This window comes from Streptomyces sp. NPDC050658, from assembly GCF_044457025.1.
In the GTDB taxonomy this organism is placed as follows: domain Bacteria; phylum Actinomycetota; class Actinomycetes; order Streptomycetales; family Streptomycetaceae; genus Streptomyces.
Genome location: NZ_JBITGM010000004.1, coordinates 623,325 through 638,399 on the forward strand (window position 1 = coordinate 623,325; position 15,075 = coordinate 638,399).

13 protein-coding genes are annotated in these 15,075 nt (G+C 69.9%); 5 read left to right on the forward strand and 8 right to left on the reverse strand.

Annotated features, from left to right (window positions below):
- The first annotated feature begins 21 nt into the window (after window positions 1-21).
- Complete coding sequence (locus ACIBKX_RS18390; protein WP_363274213.1) at window positions 22-642, forward strand: DJ-1/PfpI family protein; 621 nt, start codon at window positions 22-24, stop codon at window positions 640-642.
- Here the strand turns inward: ACIBKX_RS18390 and ACIBKX_RS18395 are convergent.
- The gene (locus ACIBKX_RS18395) at window positions 639-1,691 is read right to left on the reverse strand and encodes an NUDIX domain-containing protein (protein WP_363274215.1); all 1,053 of its coding nucleotides are present in this window, start codon (window positions 1,689-1,691) and stop codon (window positions 639-641) included. The two genes, ACIBKX_RS18390 and ACIBKX_RS18395, sit on opposite strands and share 4 nt — an antisense overlap.
- 302 nt (window positions 1,692-1,993) lie before the next feature.
- On the opposite strand from ACIBKX_RS18395, the gene ACIBKX_RS18400 reads away from it, so the two are divergent.
- The gene (locus ACIBKX_RS18400) at window positions 1,994-2,374 is read left to right on the forward strand and encodes an STAS domain-containing protein (RefSeq protein ID WP_363274216.1); all 381 of its coding nucleotides are present in this window, start codon (window positions 1,994-1,996) and stop codon (window positions 2,372-2,374) included.
- Between the two features lie 21 nt (window positions 2,375-2,395).
- On the opposite strand, the gene ACIBKX_RS18405 is transcribed toward ACIBKX_RS18400, so the two are convergent.
- From ACIBKX_RS18405 to ACIBKX_RS18415, 3 genes are read right to left on the reverse strand one after another with little or no spacing between them, the layout of a single operon-like run.
- Window positions 2,396-3,322 carry a carbohydrate ABC transporter permease gene (locus ACIBKX_RS18405; protein WP_363274217.1) on the reverse strand — a complete coding sequence of 309 codons (927 nt, stop codon included), beginning with the start codon at window positions 3,320-3,322 and terminating at the stop codon, window positions 2,396-2,398.
- Window positions 3,319-4,233 (reverse strand): sugar ABC transporter permease, encoded by a 915-nt coding sequence (locus tag ACIBKX_RS18410; RefSeq protein WP_363274218.1) that lies wholly within the window; start codon window positions 4,231-4,233, stop codon window positions 3,319-3,321. Before ACIBKX_RS18410 ends, ACIBKX_RS18405 begins: the two co-directional genes overlap by 4 nt.
- 19 nt (window positions 4,234-4,252) lie before the next feature.
- A complete protein-coding gene (locus ACIBKX_RS18415; RefSeq protein ID WP_363274219.1) occupies window positions 4,253-5,521 on the reverse strand; it encodes an ABC transporter substrate-binding protein in 1,269 nt (422 codons plus the stop codon).
- Window positions 5,522-5,789: 268 nt separating this feature from the next.
- On the opposite strand from ACIBKX_RS18415, the gene ACIBKX_RS18420 reads away from it, so the two are divergent.
- Window positions 5,790-7,835, forward strand: coding sequence for an NPCBM/NEW2 domain-containing protein (locus tag ACIBKX_RS18420; protein ID WP_363274221.1), 2,046 nt, complete (start codon window positions 5,790-5,792; stop codon window positions 7,833-7,835).
- A 72-nt stretch (window positions 7,836-7,907) separates the two neighbouring features.
- Here the strand turns inward: ACIBKX_RS18420 and ACIBKX_RS18425 are convergent, their stop codons facing one another.
- Window positions 7,908-8,879 (reverse strand): ROK family protein, encoded by a 972-nt coding sequence (locus ACIBKX_RS18425; RefSeq protein ID WP_363274223.1) that lies wholly within the window; start codon window positions 8,877-8,879, stop codon window positions 7,908-7,910.
- 237 nt (window positions 8,880-9,116) lie between these two features.
- Here ACIBKX_RS18425 and ACIBKX_RS18430 point away from each other — a divergent pair, with 237 nt between their 5' ends.
- Entirely contained in the window at window positions 9,117-10,103 is a 987-nt protein-coding gene (locus ACIBKX_RS18430) for a LacI family DNA-binding transcriptional regulator (protein ID WP_363274235.1), read from the forward strand.
- An 82-nt stretch (window positions 10,104-10,185) separates the two neighbouring features.
- Here the strand turns inward: ACIBKX_RS18430 and ACIBKX_RS18435 are convergent, their stop codons facing one another.
- The 3 genes from ACIBKX_RS18435 to ACIBKX_RS18445 form a co-directional block, all read right to left on the reverse strand.
- Window positions 10,186-10,677 (reverse strand): hypothetical protein, encoded by a 492-nt coding sequence (locus ACIBKX_RS18435; RefSeq protein WP_363274224.1) that lies wholly within the window; start codon window positions 10,675-10,677, stop codon window positions 10,186-10,188.
- 28 nt (window positions 10,678-10,705) lie between these two features.
- Window positions 10,706-12,442, reverse strand: a complete 1,737-nt coding sequence (locus ACIBKX_RS18440) for a serine/threonine-protein kinase (protein WP_363274225.1) — start codon at window positions 12,440-12,442, stop codon at window positions 10,706-10,708.
- A gap of 73 nt (window positions 12,443-12,515) precedes the next feature.
- Complete coding sequence (locus ACIBKX_RS18445) at window positions 12,516-13,805, reverse strand: DUF6986 family protein (protein ID WP_363274226.1); 1,290 nt, start codon at window positions 13,803-13,805, stop codon at window positions 12,516-12,518.
- Window positions 13,806-14,013: 208 nt separating this feature from the next.
- Between ACIBKX_RS18445 and ACIBKX_RS18450 the strand changes: the two genes are divergently transcribed.
- Entirely contained in the window at window positions 14,014-14,910 is an 897-nt protein-coding gene (locus ACIBKX_RS18450) for an endonuclease/exonuclease/phosphatase family protein (protein ID WP_363274227.1), read from the forward strand.
- Window positions 14,911-15,075: the final 165 nt, after the last annotated feature.

Here is a 15,075-nt window from a genome sequence, read left to right on the forward strand (position 1 = left end):
CCCGTGGCTATGCTGCGGCGCATGGACATAGTGATCCCGCTCTTCGACCGCTTCGAGCCGCTCGACGCGATCGGTCCGTACGAGATTCTCGCGTACGTCCCCGATGCCACGGTCCGGTTCGTGACGGCTGAACCGGGCCTGGTGCGGGACGTGTTGGGCTCGCTCCCCGTCCACGTCCCGACCGCGTATGCCGACGTGGAGCACTGCGACGTCCTGCTGATTCCGGGCGGCGGCAGCTTCCTGGCCATGATCGACGACGCCGCGTTCCTCGACTGGGTACGCCGGACGCACGCCGGCACCCGCTTCACCACGTCGGTCTGCACGGGCTCGCTGGTGCTCGGCGCGGCAGGCCTCCTGGACGGCCTGACCGCCACCACGCACTGGGACGCGGCCGCCCAACTGGAGTCGTACGGCGCCGAGTACACCTCCGAGCGCGTGGTCCGGCAGGACCGGGTCATCACCTCGGCCGGCGTCTCCTCCGGCATCGACATGGCCGTCCGGCTGGCCGCGCTGCTCACCGACGAGGTGACCGCCCAGGCGATCCAGCTCTACACCGAGTACGACCCGCAGCCGCCCTTCGACACCGGTTCGGTGGCCAAGGCTCCGGCCGAGGTGCTCGAACGGGCCCGCACGCTGGGCTAGTGGAGCTGCCGCCCGACCGGGACGCTCGACTCCAGGTACAGCGGGATTCCGCTCTCCCGCGCCCGCAGCGCCCAGCGCAGCCGCTCGTAGCGCACGGGGGGCAGCAGCCGGGCCGCCTCCTCCTCGGTGACGAAGCGGCAGTCTCGGAGTTCGGGCCCTGGCAGCAGCATCCGCCGCGCGTCCTCGCCGTCGAGCCGTCCGCCGTCGTAGAGGAACCGCATGCCTCCGTAGCCGGGCGGCACGGGCGGCTCCCAGTCGACGACGAGGAGCCGGGGCGCGTCGGCGAGCTGGATTCCGGTCTCCTCGGCGACTTCCCGCACGCCCGCGCGCGCGGGCGCCTCGCCGGGTTCGACGACGCCGCCGGGGAACTCCCACCCTGCCTTGTACGTCGGGTCGACGAGCAGCACCCGGTCGTCCTCGTCGAAGAGCAGGACGCCGGAGGCGAGGGTCTCCGAAGTGGGCTCCGGGGTCTGCACGATGTCGCAGACGGAGGCGGCGCCGGTCCGTACGGCGTCGGCGACGCACTCGGCGGTCCGGTAGGGGCTCAGGGCGCTGGTGTCGATCCGCAGGGCGTCCGTGCCGAGCCAGCCCGCGAGGGCGGCGCGGTAGGGCTCGATGTGGTCGAACGACCACCGCCGCACCCGCATCTCCCCGTCGGGCAGGTCTTCCGGGACGGGCCGGGCGGATATTCGCTCCCGCAGGATCGTTTCGTCCGGGGCCAGGACGACATGGCGCACGGCGATCCTGCGCGAGGCGAGGCCGCCGAAGATCTCATCGCGGTAGTCCTGTCTCAGCAGCGTCATGGGCACCACGAGTACACCGCCGACCTCGGCGAGCAGCGCCGCCGCGGTGTCCACGACGAGCCGCCGCCAGATCGGCAGATCCTGGAAGTCGCTCACCTCGGCGAGGCGCTTGGGCGGCAGCAGATGGGGCAGTGCGCCGCCGATGACCTCGGGGTCGAAGAGTGTGCTGTTCGGGATCAGCTCGATCAGTTCCCGTGCGGTGCTGGTCTTGCCCGCACCGAACGCACCGTTGATCCAGACGATCACGGTTCCCCCTCTTCTGTTGGCCCCCTGTGGCTTGCCCGCAACACCCTGCCATGGAAACCAGGCCCTGATGGGGCGCGCCATGCGCAGGCCGAAAGCCGACCCAATCCGTCAAGTAGTTCACATCCATTTCACCCCATCGAGTGAGAGTCACTCTGCATGAATCGTTCCCGCACACCAGGTGGCGCCGTCGGCCGCTAGCGTGATCCGCCAGGCGCCCCAGTCCCCGGCGACCATCCGATTCCGGCTCTTCGACGCGCTGCCGCTCCCCCAAGATGGCGAACTGCGTCGACCCTGGGGGACATATGCAACTCGACGCCCGCGACGCATTCGCCTTCGAGGAACCGCACCCGCCGACCCGTACGTACGGGCTCGACGGCGCGGTCGTGGTCGAACTGCACGGCGAGATCGACCTGTTGGCCTTCCAGCGGATCAACCCGCTGCTCGACCCGATCACCGCGGGAACCGCCGAGAAGGTGATCATTGACCTCACGGAGACCACGTTCTTCGACTGCTCCGGCATCTCCCTGCTGGTCCGCGCACACCGGCGCACGACAGCAAGAGGCGCCCGCATGTCGGTGGTCTGCCCCCGCGCCCTGACCCTGCGCATCCTGGGAATCGCAGGCCTCACGGCAATGCTGTCGCCGGTACCGACACTGCAGGCGGCGTTGGACTCCTTGGAGTAGGCCGTTCCGGGGCGGCCTTCCTCACCCCTTGCTCGACCCCAGCGTCAGCCCCGCGATGAAGTGGCGTTGGAGCAGGAGGAAGACGAGGACCGTGGGGAGGGCCACCAGGACCGAGCCTGCTGCCAGCAAGTTGTAGTCCGTGAAGAATTGGCCCCGGAGATTGTTCAGGGATGACGTGATCGGGAGTTTGTCCGGGTCGGAGATGAAGATCAGGGCCCAGAGGAAGTCGTTGTAGATCCAGGTGAATTCGAGCGTTCCCAGGGCCGCCAGTGCGGGGCGGCACAGGGGGAGGGTGATCCGCCAGAACTGCGTCCAAACGCCCGCGCCGTCCACGATCGCCGCCTCCAGGATTTCCTGTGGCAGGGTGCGCATGAAATTGGCGAGGACGAAGACGCAGAAGCCCACCTGGAAGCCGATGTTGACGATGATGATCGCCCAGTACGAGTCGTACAGGGTGAGGGAGTCCGACATCCACCAGGGCAGCGGGATCTTGAGGAAGAGGACGTAGAGGGGGGTGACGAGGACTTGCGGCGGGAGGAGGTTGCCCGCCGTGAAGAGCATCAGCAGGGTCATTCCCCCGCGAATGCGGAGCCGGGACACGGCGAACGCCACGAATGCGGCCAGGAACAGCGTGATGATCACCGCTGGGACCGCTATGAGGAGCGTGTTGGTGAAGTACTTCCCCATGCCCGAATCGCTGTACGCCTGGCGGTAGTAGTCGAAGGACAGACTGTCGGGGAGGGAGAAATAGCCGTGCTCCGCCGTTTCCTCGTACGGGCGGAGGGAGGCGTAGACCGCCAGGAGGAGTGGGGCCAGGAAGGCGAGGGCCACGGTGACGAGGAAGATGTGTACGCCGTAGCGGCCCGGGCGGCGGCCTCGGCGCGGGGGCTTTTCGGTGGGCGGGGTCCCTGTGGTGGCACGAGCCGTGGTGTGGATGTCGGCGGTCATCGGTCGCGCGCACCTCGCAGCTCTTGGACCAGGAACGTCACGATGAAGCCAAGGGAGACCGTCAGAAGGACGACCGCTATGGCGGAACCGAATCCGATGCGGCTGGCCTCGCCGATGATGTTGTCGGTGATGAGGACGGAGAGCAGTTCCAGGCCATTGCGGCCCTTGTTCACGGCGTACACGATGTCGAAGGCGCGCAATGCCTCGATGACGGTGATGACGCCGACGATGACATTCACCGGGCGCAGAGTCGGGAAAACGACCCGGAAGAAGGTCTGCCGGGCATTCGCGCCGTCGATCTGAGCCGCTTCCTTGAGTGCGGGGTCGACCGATTTCAGTCCGGCGAGGTAGAGGATCATCACATAGCCCGTGTGCCGCCAGCTCGCGGCGAGCATCATCATCCAGAGGTTGATGTCGGAGTTCCCTAGCCAGTCGATCGGGTCGTCCTGGTTGCCGATGAGGGTGTTGACCACGCCCTGGTCGGTGCCGAGGATCAGCTGGGCCATGAATCCGACGACGGCCAGCGAGAGGACCACCGGCATATAGAACACGGACTGGTAGAAGCGGCTGAAGCGGACGCCGCGGTCGATGACCACGGCCAGGAGCAGGCCGAACGGGGTCGCCACCAGGCCGAGGAAGGCGATCCAGAGCAGATTGTGGCGGACGGCCGGCCAGAACGCGGGGTAATTGTCGGCCAGGTTCTCGTAGTTCTTCGTGCCGGCCCAGTGGATGTCGCCGATGCCGTCCCAGGACGTGAAGGAAAGGCCGACGGAGGCCAGGGTCGGGCCCCAGATGATGACGATGTCCAGGAGTACGGGAATTCCGAGGAGCAGGCCGAGGACCAGCTTGTCGCGGCGGGTGAAACGGCGTGCGCCCCGGCGCCGGGCGCTTCGCTCGATGTTCTGCGGCACGGAACGCTGTCCCCCGCCCTCAGCCGACGTCCGACGAGAAGATGTCCTTCTTCTGCCGCTCGATGCTGTTGACGAGCCCGTCGACGTCCTTCGGATTGCCGATGAAGTCCTGGAGGGCCTTGATCATGACGGTCTGCGCGAAGTCGGGGCGGGTGTCCCGGTCCAGGAACTGCGAGATCTGTTTGGCGCCCGCGACGAGTTCGGCCGACTTCTTCTGCAGGGGGCTGTACTTGGAGGTGTCGGCGCCTTCGTTGACGGCGATGTTGTTGGGGTCGCCCGCGAGGTAGATGTCCTCCGCCTTCGGTGTTCCGAGCCACTTGAGGAGCTGCTTGGCGCCGTCGACGTTCTTCGACTTCTTCGCCACCAGGAATCCGTCGATCGGTGCCTCGACCGCGTCCTGGCCGTACGCCGGGTCGATCTCGGGAAAGGCGAAGAAGTCGATGTCGTCGCGTTCGTCCGCCGGGAACTGCTGGCCGGGGTGCGGCATCCCGAAGACGGCCATTCCCGTCTTTCGTTTCTGCAGCCCCTGCCCCGCCTCTTCCCAGGTACGGCCGAGCGCGCCCTTCTGGTAGTAGGGCATGAGTTCGCGCCAGAGGTCGAAGACCTTCTTGACCCTGGTGTCCGTCCAGGCCTCCTCGCCGGCCATCAGGTTCTTGTGGAACTCGTAGCCGTTGAGCCGCATGTTGATGTAGTCGAAGGTGCCCATCGCGGGCCAGCCGTCCTTGTCGCAGAAGGCGACCGGGATTCCGTCCTTGCTCATCTTCTTGGCGAGGGCGATGAAGTCGTCCCAGGTCTTGGCCTGTTCATAGCCCTGTTTCGCGAAGAGGCTCTTGCGGTGGAAGACGGCCCATGGGTAGTAGTAGTACGGCACGAAGTACTGCTTGCCGTCGTGCGTGGACTGCGCCTTCAACGCGTCCGAGAATCCGGTGAAACCCTTCCACACGTCGCTTACGTCGATCAGCAGACCCTTTTCCGCGAAGTACTGCATGCGGTACCCGGCGAACCACATGAAGACGTCGTCGGGCGACCCCTGCAGATAGCGCGTGATGTTCTGCTGGAACTCGTTGTGCTCTGTGGTGTTGACCTTGACGGTCTTCCCGGACTTCTTCTCGTACGCGTCGAAGGCGGCGGCGAACGCCTTCTTGGGCACCGCGTCCGAGGAGTTGGAGCCCATCGTGACTTCGTCCTTGTTGCCGCCGGGACCGTCGCCACAGGCCGTGAGCAGGGCCGGAAGGGTGACCGCTCCGGTGCCGACAGCCGCACCACGCAAGAGATTCCGCCGGGGCATCCGATGTCCTGACATGCTGCGAGGCGTGGCAGAACCCTTGAACGATGACTGTGCCATGTCCCCCTCCTCGGGGTGCAACCGAACACAACCGAACGCGAGGATTGGGATCCCACTCCCAAGTTCCACCGCAGTCAAGGGTTTCGGCGTTCGACTGACCGAACCGTTACCACTCCCCTTCCAACAGAGTCCAACAAGGCCTACCGTAAGCGCGCACCTCTGACACGTACATGCAGTCCCCCAACTTCTGCGAGTACGGAGGAATGTAACGATGCGTCACCTCTCATCCCGCACCGTCAGGCGAAGAGTCGTCGGATCGCTCGCCGCCGCCCTGCTCTGCACCACGGGCCTCGCGGCACCACAGGCACTGGCCTCGGCACAGGAGCCAGGCGCCCCGAGCCGGGCCGCCGCAGCCGAGTCCAAGCTCCCCGGCGACCTCGCCCTCACCCCGCCCATGGGCTTCAACAACTGGAACTCCACCCACTGCCGGGCCGAGTTCGACGAGGCGATGGTCAAGGGGATCGCGGACATCTTCGTCGAGAAGGGCCTCAAGGAGGCGGGCTACCAGTACGTCAACCTCGACGACTGCTGGGCGCTGCCCGAGCGCGACGCCGACGGCAAGCTGGTACCCGACCCCAAGCGATTCCCCAATGGAATCAAGGCAGTTGCCGACTACGTCCACTCCAAGGGCCTCAAGCTCGGCATCTACACCAGCGCGGGCACCAAGACCTGCAGCAGCATCGGCTTCCCCGGAGCGCTCGGCCATGAGGTCAGCGACGCCCGGCAGTTCGCCGACTGGGGCGTCGACTACCTCAAGTACGACAACTGCAACAACCAAGGCGTCGACGCGAAGAAGCGGTACATCGCGATGCGCGACGCGCTGAAGGCCACCGGCCGGCCCATCGTCTACAGCATCTGCGAGTGGGGCGAGAACAAGCCCTGGGAGTGGGCCGCCGACGTCGGCCATCTCTGGCGCACCACCGGCGACATCAGCGACAACTGGAGCTCGATGCTGTCGATCATGAAGCAGAACCTGCCGCTCGCCGAGTACGCGGGCCCGGGGCGGTGGAACGACCCGGACATGCTGGAGGTCGGCAACGGCGGCATGACCGACACCGAGTACCGCACGCACTTCTCGATGTGGTCCGTCATGGCCGCACCCCTGCTGATCGGCTCGGACCTGCGCAAGGCCACGCCGGAGACCTTCGAGATCATCGGCAACAAGGAAGTCATCGCCGTCGACCAGGACCCGCTGGGCAAGCAGGGCAAGGTGCTCTCCTCCGAAGGCGGCCGCTGGGTCGTCGCCAAGGAGATGAAGGACGGCAGCCGGGCCGTCGCGCTCTTCAACGAGACGGAGCGCGCCCAGTCGATCGCCACGTCCGCGAAGGCCGTCGGCCTCCCCGACGCCGACGGGTACACGCTGCGCGACCTGTGGCAGCACAAGAGCTACAACACGGCGGGCAGCATCTCCGCGACCGTCCCCGCCCACGGCACCGTGCTGCTGCGGGTGTCGGCCGACGGCAAGTGGTCGCAGCATCCGCCCGCCGTCGAACTCGGCCTGGACGGCGCCCCGTTCATGGAGGCGGGCAAGCCGACCGCGCTGACGTCCAAGGTCACCAACCTCGGCCGCACGGCCGCGCGGAAGGTCTCCGCCACCGTCTCCGGGCCCGCGGGATGGCAGATCAAGGCGACCTCGCCGTCGACCGCGAGCTCCCTGGGCACGGGAAAGTCCCTCCGTACGTCATGGACGGTCACCGCTCCCCAGGGCACCGCGCCGGGAGCGTACGACCTGAGCGTGAGGACCGCCTACCGCTCCCCCTCCGGCACCCGCGCCGAGAGCGTGCTGCCGGTGACGGCGCATGTCGTCGTCGCGCCGCCCGCGGGCAGTTCGGCGCTGAGCGATCTGCCGTGGCTCGCCACATCGAACGGCTGGGGTCCGGTCGAGAAGGACACCAGCAACGGTGAGAGCGCGGCGGGCGACGGCAACCCCATGACGATCAACGGGGTCGTGTACGCCAAGGGGCTCGGGGCGCACGCGCCGAGCAGCATCGAGTACTACACCGGCGCAGCCTGCGAGAAGGTCACCGCGAAGGTCGGCGTCGACGACGAGAAGCTCCTCAAGGGCACGGTCGCCTTCGAGATCTGGGCCGACGGCAAGAAGGCGGCGTCGACCGGCGTGCTGACCAACGCGCAGCCCGCGCAGAGCATTTCGGCGGATGTGAGCGGTGCTCAGACCGTGCGGCTCGTGGTCACCGACGGCGGTGACGGCACCGACTCCGACCACGCGGACTGGGCGGAGCCGGTGCTGAGCTGCTGAGCACCTGAGCCTCGGGGCTGCCGTCGATCAGCGGCTCCAGCCGGTTGTCGAGCGCCGGACGGGACGGCTCCATCAGCCCGTCCGGCGTTTCGGCACCGGCGCGACCACGCTCAGCCGCTTGCCGCCGAGCGCTGCCGCCGCCGCTCCGACGAGCCCCGCGTCCGTGCTCATCAGCGCGGGGGCCACGGTGAGTTGACGTACGAAGGACAACGTCGCGTAGTCGCGAAGGGCGCGCCGCAGCGGCGTGAACAACACGTCGCCCGCCTTCGCCACCCCACCGCCGATGACGGCGATGTCGATCTCGACGAGGGTCGCCGTCGCGGCGATCCCGGCGGCCAGCGCACGCGCCGCGCGGGCGAAGGAGGCGAGGGCCACCGGGTCACCGGCGCGGGCGGCGACGGCGACCGCGGCGGCCGAGGTGTCGCCGTCGGGGCCCGGAAGCCAGCCGCCGTCCAGGGCGCGCCGCGCGATGTTCGGGCCGCTCGCTATCCGCTCGACGCAGCCGCGCGCCCCGCAGGGGCAGGGGTCACCGTCGAGGTCGACGCTGATGTGACCGATGTGGCCCGCGTTTCCGGTGGGGCCGGCGTGCAGTTCGCCGCCGAGGACCAGGCCGCCGCCGACGCCAGTGGAGACCACCATGCACAGCGCGTTGTCATGGCCGCGGGCCGCGCCCTGCCAGTGCTCGGCGGCCGTCATCGCCACGCCGTCGCCGACGAGTTCGACGGGGAGCCCGGCGGTCGCCGCCCGCACCCGCTCCACCAGTGGATAGCCGCGCCAGCCGGGGACGTTGACGGGACTGACGGTGCCCGCCGACGCGTCCACGGGGCCCGCACTGCCGATGCCCACGGCGCCGGCGCGGCCCCACAGCGGGGAGACTCTGAGCTCGGCGACGACCTCTTCGACCGCCCGCATCACGGTGTCGCCGTCCTCGCGCGCGGGCGTCGGCCGCTGCGCGCGCAGCAGGATCCGGCCGCGTTCGTCCACCAGCGCGCCGGCGATCTTGGTGCCGCCGATGTCGAGCGCGACGACGAGGTCCGTGTGCATCAGTGTCAGATCTCCTGGTGAAAGGGCAGGCCGGAGAGTGCGAAGGTCAGTCTCTCGTGCATCTGACAACGTTGTCCAGGTTCTATGCTCGACGCCACATCATTTACGCCGACGACAGGACAGCGCACCGTGGCAGAGACCGCACGCCCGCCCGTCTCCCACCACCACCCCGACGGAGACCCTTCGGGCCGCCCCGCCCGCGCCCCCGAGAAGAACCGGTACGGCACCCGCCCGACCATGAAGGACGTGGCGGCGCGCGCCGGAGTGGGCCTGAAGACGGTCTCCCGCGTGGTGAACGGCGAACCGGGGGTCACGCCGGACACCGAGCGCCGCGTGCAGGAGGCCATCGACGCCCTGGGTTTCCGGCGCAACGACAGCGCGCGTGTCCTGCGCAAGGGCCGTACCGCCAGCATCGGCCTCGTCCTCGAGGATCTCGCCGACCCGTTCTACGGCCCGCTCAGCCGGGCCGTGGAGGAGGTCGCGCGGGCCCACGGCGCGCTGCTGATCAACGGTTCCAGCGCCGAGGACCCGGACCGGGAGCAGGAGTTGGTGCTCGCGCTCTGCGCGCGCCGGGTCGACGGCCTTGTGGTCATCCCGGCCGGTGACGACCACCGCTATCTGGAGCCGGAGATCGCCGCCGGGGTCGCCACCGTCTTCGTCGACCGGCCCGCCGGGAAGATCGACGCCGATGTCGTGCTCTCCGACAGCTTCGGCGGCGCGCGGGACGGCGTCGCCCATCTCATCGCCCATGGTCACCGCCGGATCGGCTTCATCGGTGACCAGCCGCGGATCCATACGGCCATAGAGCGGCTGCGGGGCTACCGCGCCGCCATGGAGGACGCGGGCATCCCCGTCGACGAGGAGTGGGTGTCGCTCGGCGCGACCGATCCGGAGCGGGTCGCGCGGGCCACCGAGACGATGCTGGGCGGCCCGGAACCGGTAACGGCGATCTTCGCGGGCAACAACCGGGTGACCGTGACGGTCGTCCGTGTCCTGGCCGGGCTCACTCGCCCGGTGGCCCTGGTCGGCTTCGACGACTTCGAGCTGGCGGACCTGCTGCGGCCCGGCGTGACGGTCGTCGCGCAGGACGCCGCGCAGCTGGGCCGGACCGCCGCGGAGCGACTCTTCCGGCAGCTGGACGGCGCGTCCGACGCTCCGGAGCGGATCGAGCTGTCCACCCGGCTGATCAAGCGGGGGTCGGGCGAACTGCCGCCCGCGGACTGATCCCGCCGCGGGGCGGAAGCGCGGCCGTCCTCAAGGGCGCCGGCCCGGCCGTACTCGCTCAAGGACGGCAGCCCGGCACCGCTCAGAGCCAGAACGCGGCCGCCAGCGCCAGCAGCGTGCCCAGGGCCACGAGCCCGCCGATGATCCCGAAGACGCGCGCGATCTTCTGGCCCGCGGGGCGTAGTTCCTGCCAGCCGAACTCCTTCGCCGCGTCCCGGATCAGGCGGTGCCCGTCGGCGGAGGCGAAGTTGTGGCGTTCGGTGCCGTCCAGGGAGCGGCTCCAGGTGCGGTACCTGCTGCGGCCGGTCGTCACGGTCCGTCCGCGTGCGGGACCCGGACCGTGCTGCTCGGTGACGACGATGTCCGTCATGACGAACGTCCCGTCCTGCGGGCTCAACTCGACCCGATAGGTGTGCACTTGGGTGGTGTGACGGCCCGTCGTCGGGACGTCCGCGGCCAGGTCGAAGCCCCGGCCCGTCCGTCGCAGCCGGTACGCCGTGTCCGCGCCCTCGACGGCTGACCGGACGCGGTCGAACAACTCGTCCGTCCCACGGAGGCGTTGGGATTCACTCATGGGCGTGGGACCCTCTCCTCTCCAGAGGTCAGCAGACGGGCAGGCCCGGCAGCGGCTTGTCGTTGTCGCCGCCCTTGATGTAGACGTCGCTCACGAACACGTTCGTGTTGCCGCTGTCGTCGTCCGTCTTGGCCCACCAGACGTTGGTCCACTCGCCGTACGTCTCGCGGCGGCCGAGATTCTGCTGGCAGTAGAAATAGTTCGTGCCGGCGTTCAGTACGCCCGCCTCGGCGCCCGACGCGGTGTACGACTTGGCCGTGCGCCATACCGAGCAGTCGTACTTGCCGCCGCCGGTGGCGTGGCAGACGGGCTCGGGGGCCGGGTCGCCTCCGCCGCCCGAGGTGCCGCCGCCGTCCGAGCCGCCCGAGCCGCCGCCGGTCGTGTCCTCGCCCTCGGTCGGGTCCGACGAGGGCTTGGGGCGGCTCGTCGGCTTGACCGTGGACTCCGGGTCGTCCTTGTCCGACGGCTTCGCGTCCGGCTCGCGGGTCTTCTCGTCACCCTGCTTCGAGGGCTTGGGCGTACGTGTGCCGTCGAGCGTGCCCCGGCTGTTGTCGGGGCCCGGCTCGGCCGTGTCGCCGGGGGAGCCTCCTGGGCGCTGCGACCGGGTGTCGCTCTCGCCGCCGTTGTTGAGCAGGGCCACGGTGACGCCGGTCGCGGCCAGGACGACGGTGACGGCCACCGCGGCGAGCAGGGCGCGGCCCCGGCGCGGGCGTCGTGGCGGCGGCGGGGCGGTCGCGGAGTGTGGCGCGGGAGGCGTGGGGTGCGATGCGGACGGCGGCACCGGAGGCGCGGGATGCGGTGCGGCGGTCCCCGGCGGCGGCCCGAAGCCCGGCGGCGGGCCGCTCGGGATGCTCCGCTCCGTCTCCTGCCTCGGCTGCGGCGCGGGGACGCGCAGCGCGGCGGTCGCGTCGCCGCCCGCCGCGTCGGTGAGCAGCAGCACCGCCTGGTCGGCGTCCGGCCGGGCCTGCGGGTCCTTGTGCATCAGCTGCTGGAGTACGGGCGTGAGGGCGCCCGCGCGGCGCGGTTCGGGCAGCGGTTCGGCGACGATCGCGGTGAGCGTGGACCACGTCGACGTACGACGGAAGGGCGAGGAGCCCTCGACCGCGGCGTACAGCGTGGCGCCCAGGGCCCAGACGTCGGACGCCGGGCCGGGGTCCTGCCCCTGGGCGCGCTCGGGCGCCAGGTAGTCCAGGGAGCCGACCAGTTCGCCGCTGCGGGTCAGGTGGGTGGACGAGCCGTCGCCGGGGTCGTCCATGGTGGCGATGCCGAAGTCGGTGAGGACCACCCGGCCGCCGGTCTCCAGGAGGATGTTGCCGGGCTTCACGTCGCGGTGCAGGACTCCCGCGCGGTGGGCGGCGGCGAGCGCCTCCATGACCTTGGCGCCGATGGCCGCGGCCTCGGCGGGGTCGAGGGTGCCGCGCTCGCGCAGCACGTCGTCCAGCGAAGGGCCGTCGACCAGCTCCATGACGATGAGCGGTCGCCCGTCGACCTCCGCCACGTCGTGCACGGCGACGACTCCGGGGTGGCGCACGCGGGCCGCCGCGCGGGCCTCGCGCTGCATCCGCAGCCGCAGATCGGCCAGTTCGGGCCCGCCCGCGTCCGAGTACGTCCGCAATTCCTTGACCGCGACCGGGCGGTGCAGCACCTCGTCGACCGCGCGCCAGACGACGCCCATGCCGCCCCGCCCGAGCTGCGCCACGACGCGATAGCGCCCGGCGAGGAGCCTGCCGACCCCGCCCGTCTGATCCTGATCCCCCGAAGACACCGCTGCCCCGTTCCTGCGACACCACTTGTGTGGGCTACAGGGTACGGGGCAGAGGTGACAGCCCGTGCCGGTGTTACTTCGCGGAGGCCGTGAGGTCGCCGCGGCGGGGGCCCGCGAAGGACTGCAGCCCGGCCAGCGTGAGACCGGTGCCGCGGGTGACCTCGGCGGCGTCGAGGGCGCCGCAGTCCAGGCCGCGCAGCAGGTAGCCGGCGAGGGCCTTCGCGGTGGCCGGCTCGTCGGCGACGGCGCCGCTGGTGTGGTTGGCGTAGGCGTGCAGGCGGGCGGCGGCCCGCTCGAAGCCCTCGCGGTAGAAGGCGATCACGGCGGCGTACCGGGTCGGGATGTGGCCGGGGTGCATGTCCCAGCCCTGGTAGTAGGCGCGGGCCAGGGCGCGCCGGGTGAGGCCGAAGTGCAGCCGCCAGGCCTCGTGCACGTTCTCCGTCGAGCCGACCGGCAGCACGTTGGTGGAGCCGTCCGAGACGCGCACGCCCGTACCGGCCGCGGCGACCTGCATGACCGCCTTCGCGTAGTCGGCGGCCGGGTGGTCGCTGGCCTGGTAGGCGGCGCTGACGCCGAGGCAGGCGCTGTAGTCGAAGGTGCCGTAGTGCAGGCCGGTGGCGCGGCCCTCGGCGGCCTGGATCATCTTGGCGACGGCCGCGGTGCCGTCGGTGGCGAGGATGGACTGGCTGGTCTCGATCTGGATCTCGAAGCCGATCCGGCCGGCCTCCAGGCCGCGCGCCTTCTCGAACTCCTCCAGGAGCCGCACCATCGCGGTGACCTGCTCGGGGTAGGTCACCTTGGGCAGGGTCAGGACCAGTCCGTCGGGCAGACCGCCGGCCTCCATGAGCCCGGAGAGGAAGATGTCGAGGGTGCGGATGCCGCGGTCGCGGACCGGCTCCTCCATGCACTTCATGCGGATGCCCATGTACGGGGCGGCCGTGCCGTTCTTGAAGGCCTCGGCCACGAGCCGGGCCGCGCGGGCGGCGTCCTGGTCCTCGTCCTTGCCCTTGTAGCCGTCCTCGAAGTCGATGCGCAGGTCCTCGATGGGCTCGCGCTCCAGCTTGGCGCGCACGCGGCTGTAGACGGGCTCGGCGAGGTCGTCGGACAGGCCGAGGACGGCCGCGAAGGAGGCTGCGTCCGGGGCGTGCTCGTCGAGGGCCTGGAGCGCCTGGTCGCCCCAGCCGCGGATGGTGTCGGAACCGAACTGCTCACCGGGTACGTACACGGTGTGGACGGGCTGGCGGGTGCCTGGGTCGCCGGGGTAGCGGCGCGCGAGCTCCGCGTCCACCGGGGCGAGGGAAGCGCTGATGCCCTCGCTGACCGCGCCGGCGAGGCTCGTCGCAACCTGCTCTTGCTGACCCATTCCTGCATCCTCCACACGCTCGGTGCCGCGCCCGGCATTTCCGCTTCACGGAATCAACAATCCGTATGGCGAAGTTATCCGTCGACCTTCCCGCTGGTCAACACCCTCTCGTCTGCCGGACCCCGACCGTTCACCCCTGTCTCAGATCCTGCTTCCGCACTCCCGTGCCCGCACCCCATGCTGTGCGCCACCCACCGAAGGAGACCGCGTGCCGAACGACTCCCGAGTGTCCCGCCGCCTCGGCCTGCAGACCGTACTGGCCGCCGCGGCGGTCCCGCTGTTCACCACGGCACTGGCCGCGTCCCCCGCGCATGCGGTGGAGCGCGCCGGGCGCCGCCTGGAGATCATGTCGTTCAACCTCCGCTACGCGAGCACCACCCCGCCCAACACCTGGGCCGGCCGCCGTCCGGTCACCCGCGAGCTGCTGCGCCGCGCGCGCCCGCACGTCATCGGCACCCAGGAGGGCCTCTACCAGCAGGTCCGCGACATCGCGGCCGACCTGGGCCCGCACTACGACTGGATCGGCACCGGCCGCGCGGGCGGCAGCCGCGACGAGTTCATGACGGTCTTCTACGACACCCGCAGGCTCGCCCCCGTCGAGTACGACCACTACTGGCTCTCGGACACCCCGGACGTCATCGGGTCCAACACCTGGGGCGGCGGCTCCATCCGCATGGTCACCTGGGTCCGCTTCCACGATCTGCGCACGGACTCCGAGCTGTACGTCCTCAACACCCATCTCGACAACGCCAGTCAGTACGCACGCACGCGTGCCGCGAGTTTGACTTCCGAACGGATCGCCGGTCTTGACCGGTCCCTGCCGATCCTGGTCACCGGTGACTTCAATGTGGCGGCCCACAAGAATCCGGTCTACGACACCATGCTGGGCGCCGGGCTCGTCGACACCTGGGACGCGGCGGACGAACGCAGCAAGGCGTACGCCACCTTCCACGGCTACAAGCCCCTGGTGCCGGACGGCGACCGCATCGACTGGATTCTGGCGACGCCCGGCGTGCGGGTGCACTCGGCGGCCATCAACACCTTCTCCGTGGGCGGCCAGTTCCCCAGCGACCATCTGCCGGTGCAGGCGAGCCTCACGCTGTGAAGCGCGAGGCCCCCGCCCCGCGCGGTGCGGGATCGGGGGCCTCGTACATCCGGAGCCTTCGGCTCGAACAGGTCAGCCCTTGCGGGTCTTGACCTCTTCGGTGAGGGCGGGGACGACGTCGAAGAGGTCGCCGACGACGCCGTAGTCGACCAGGTCGAAGATCGG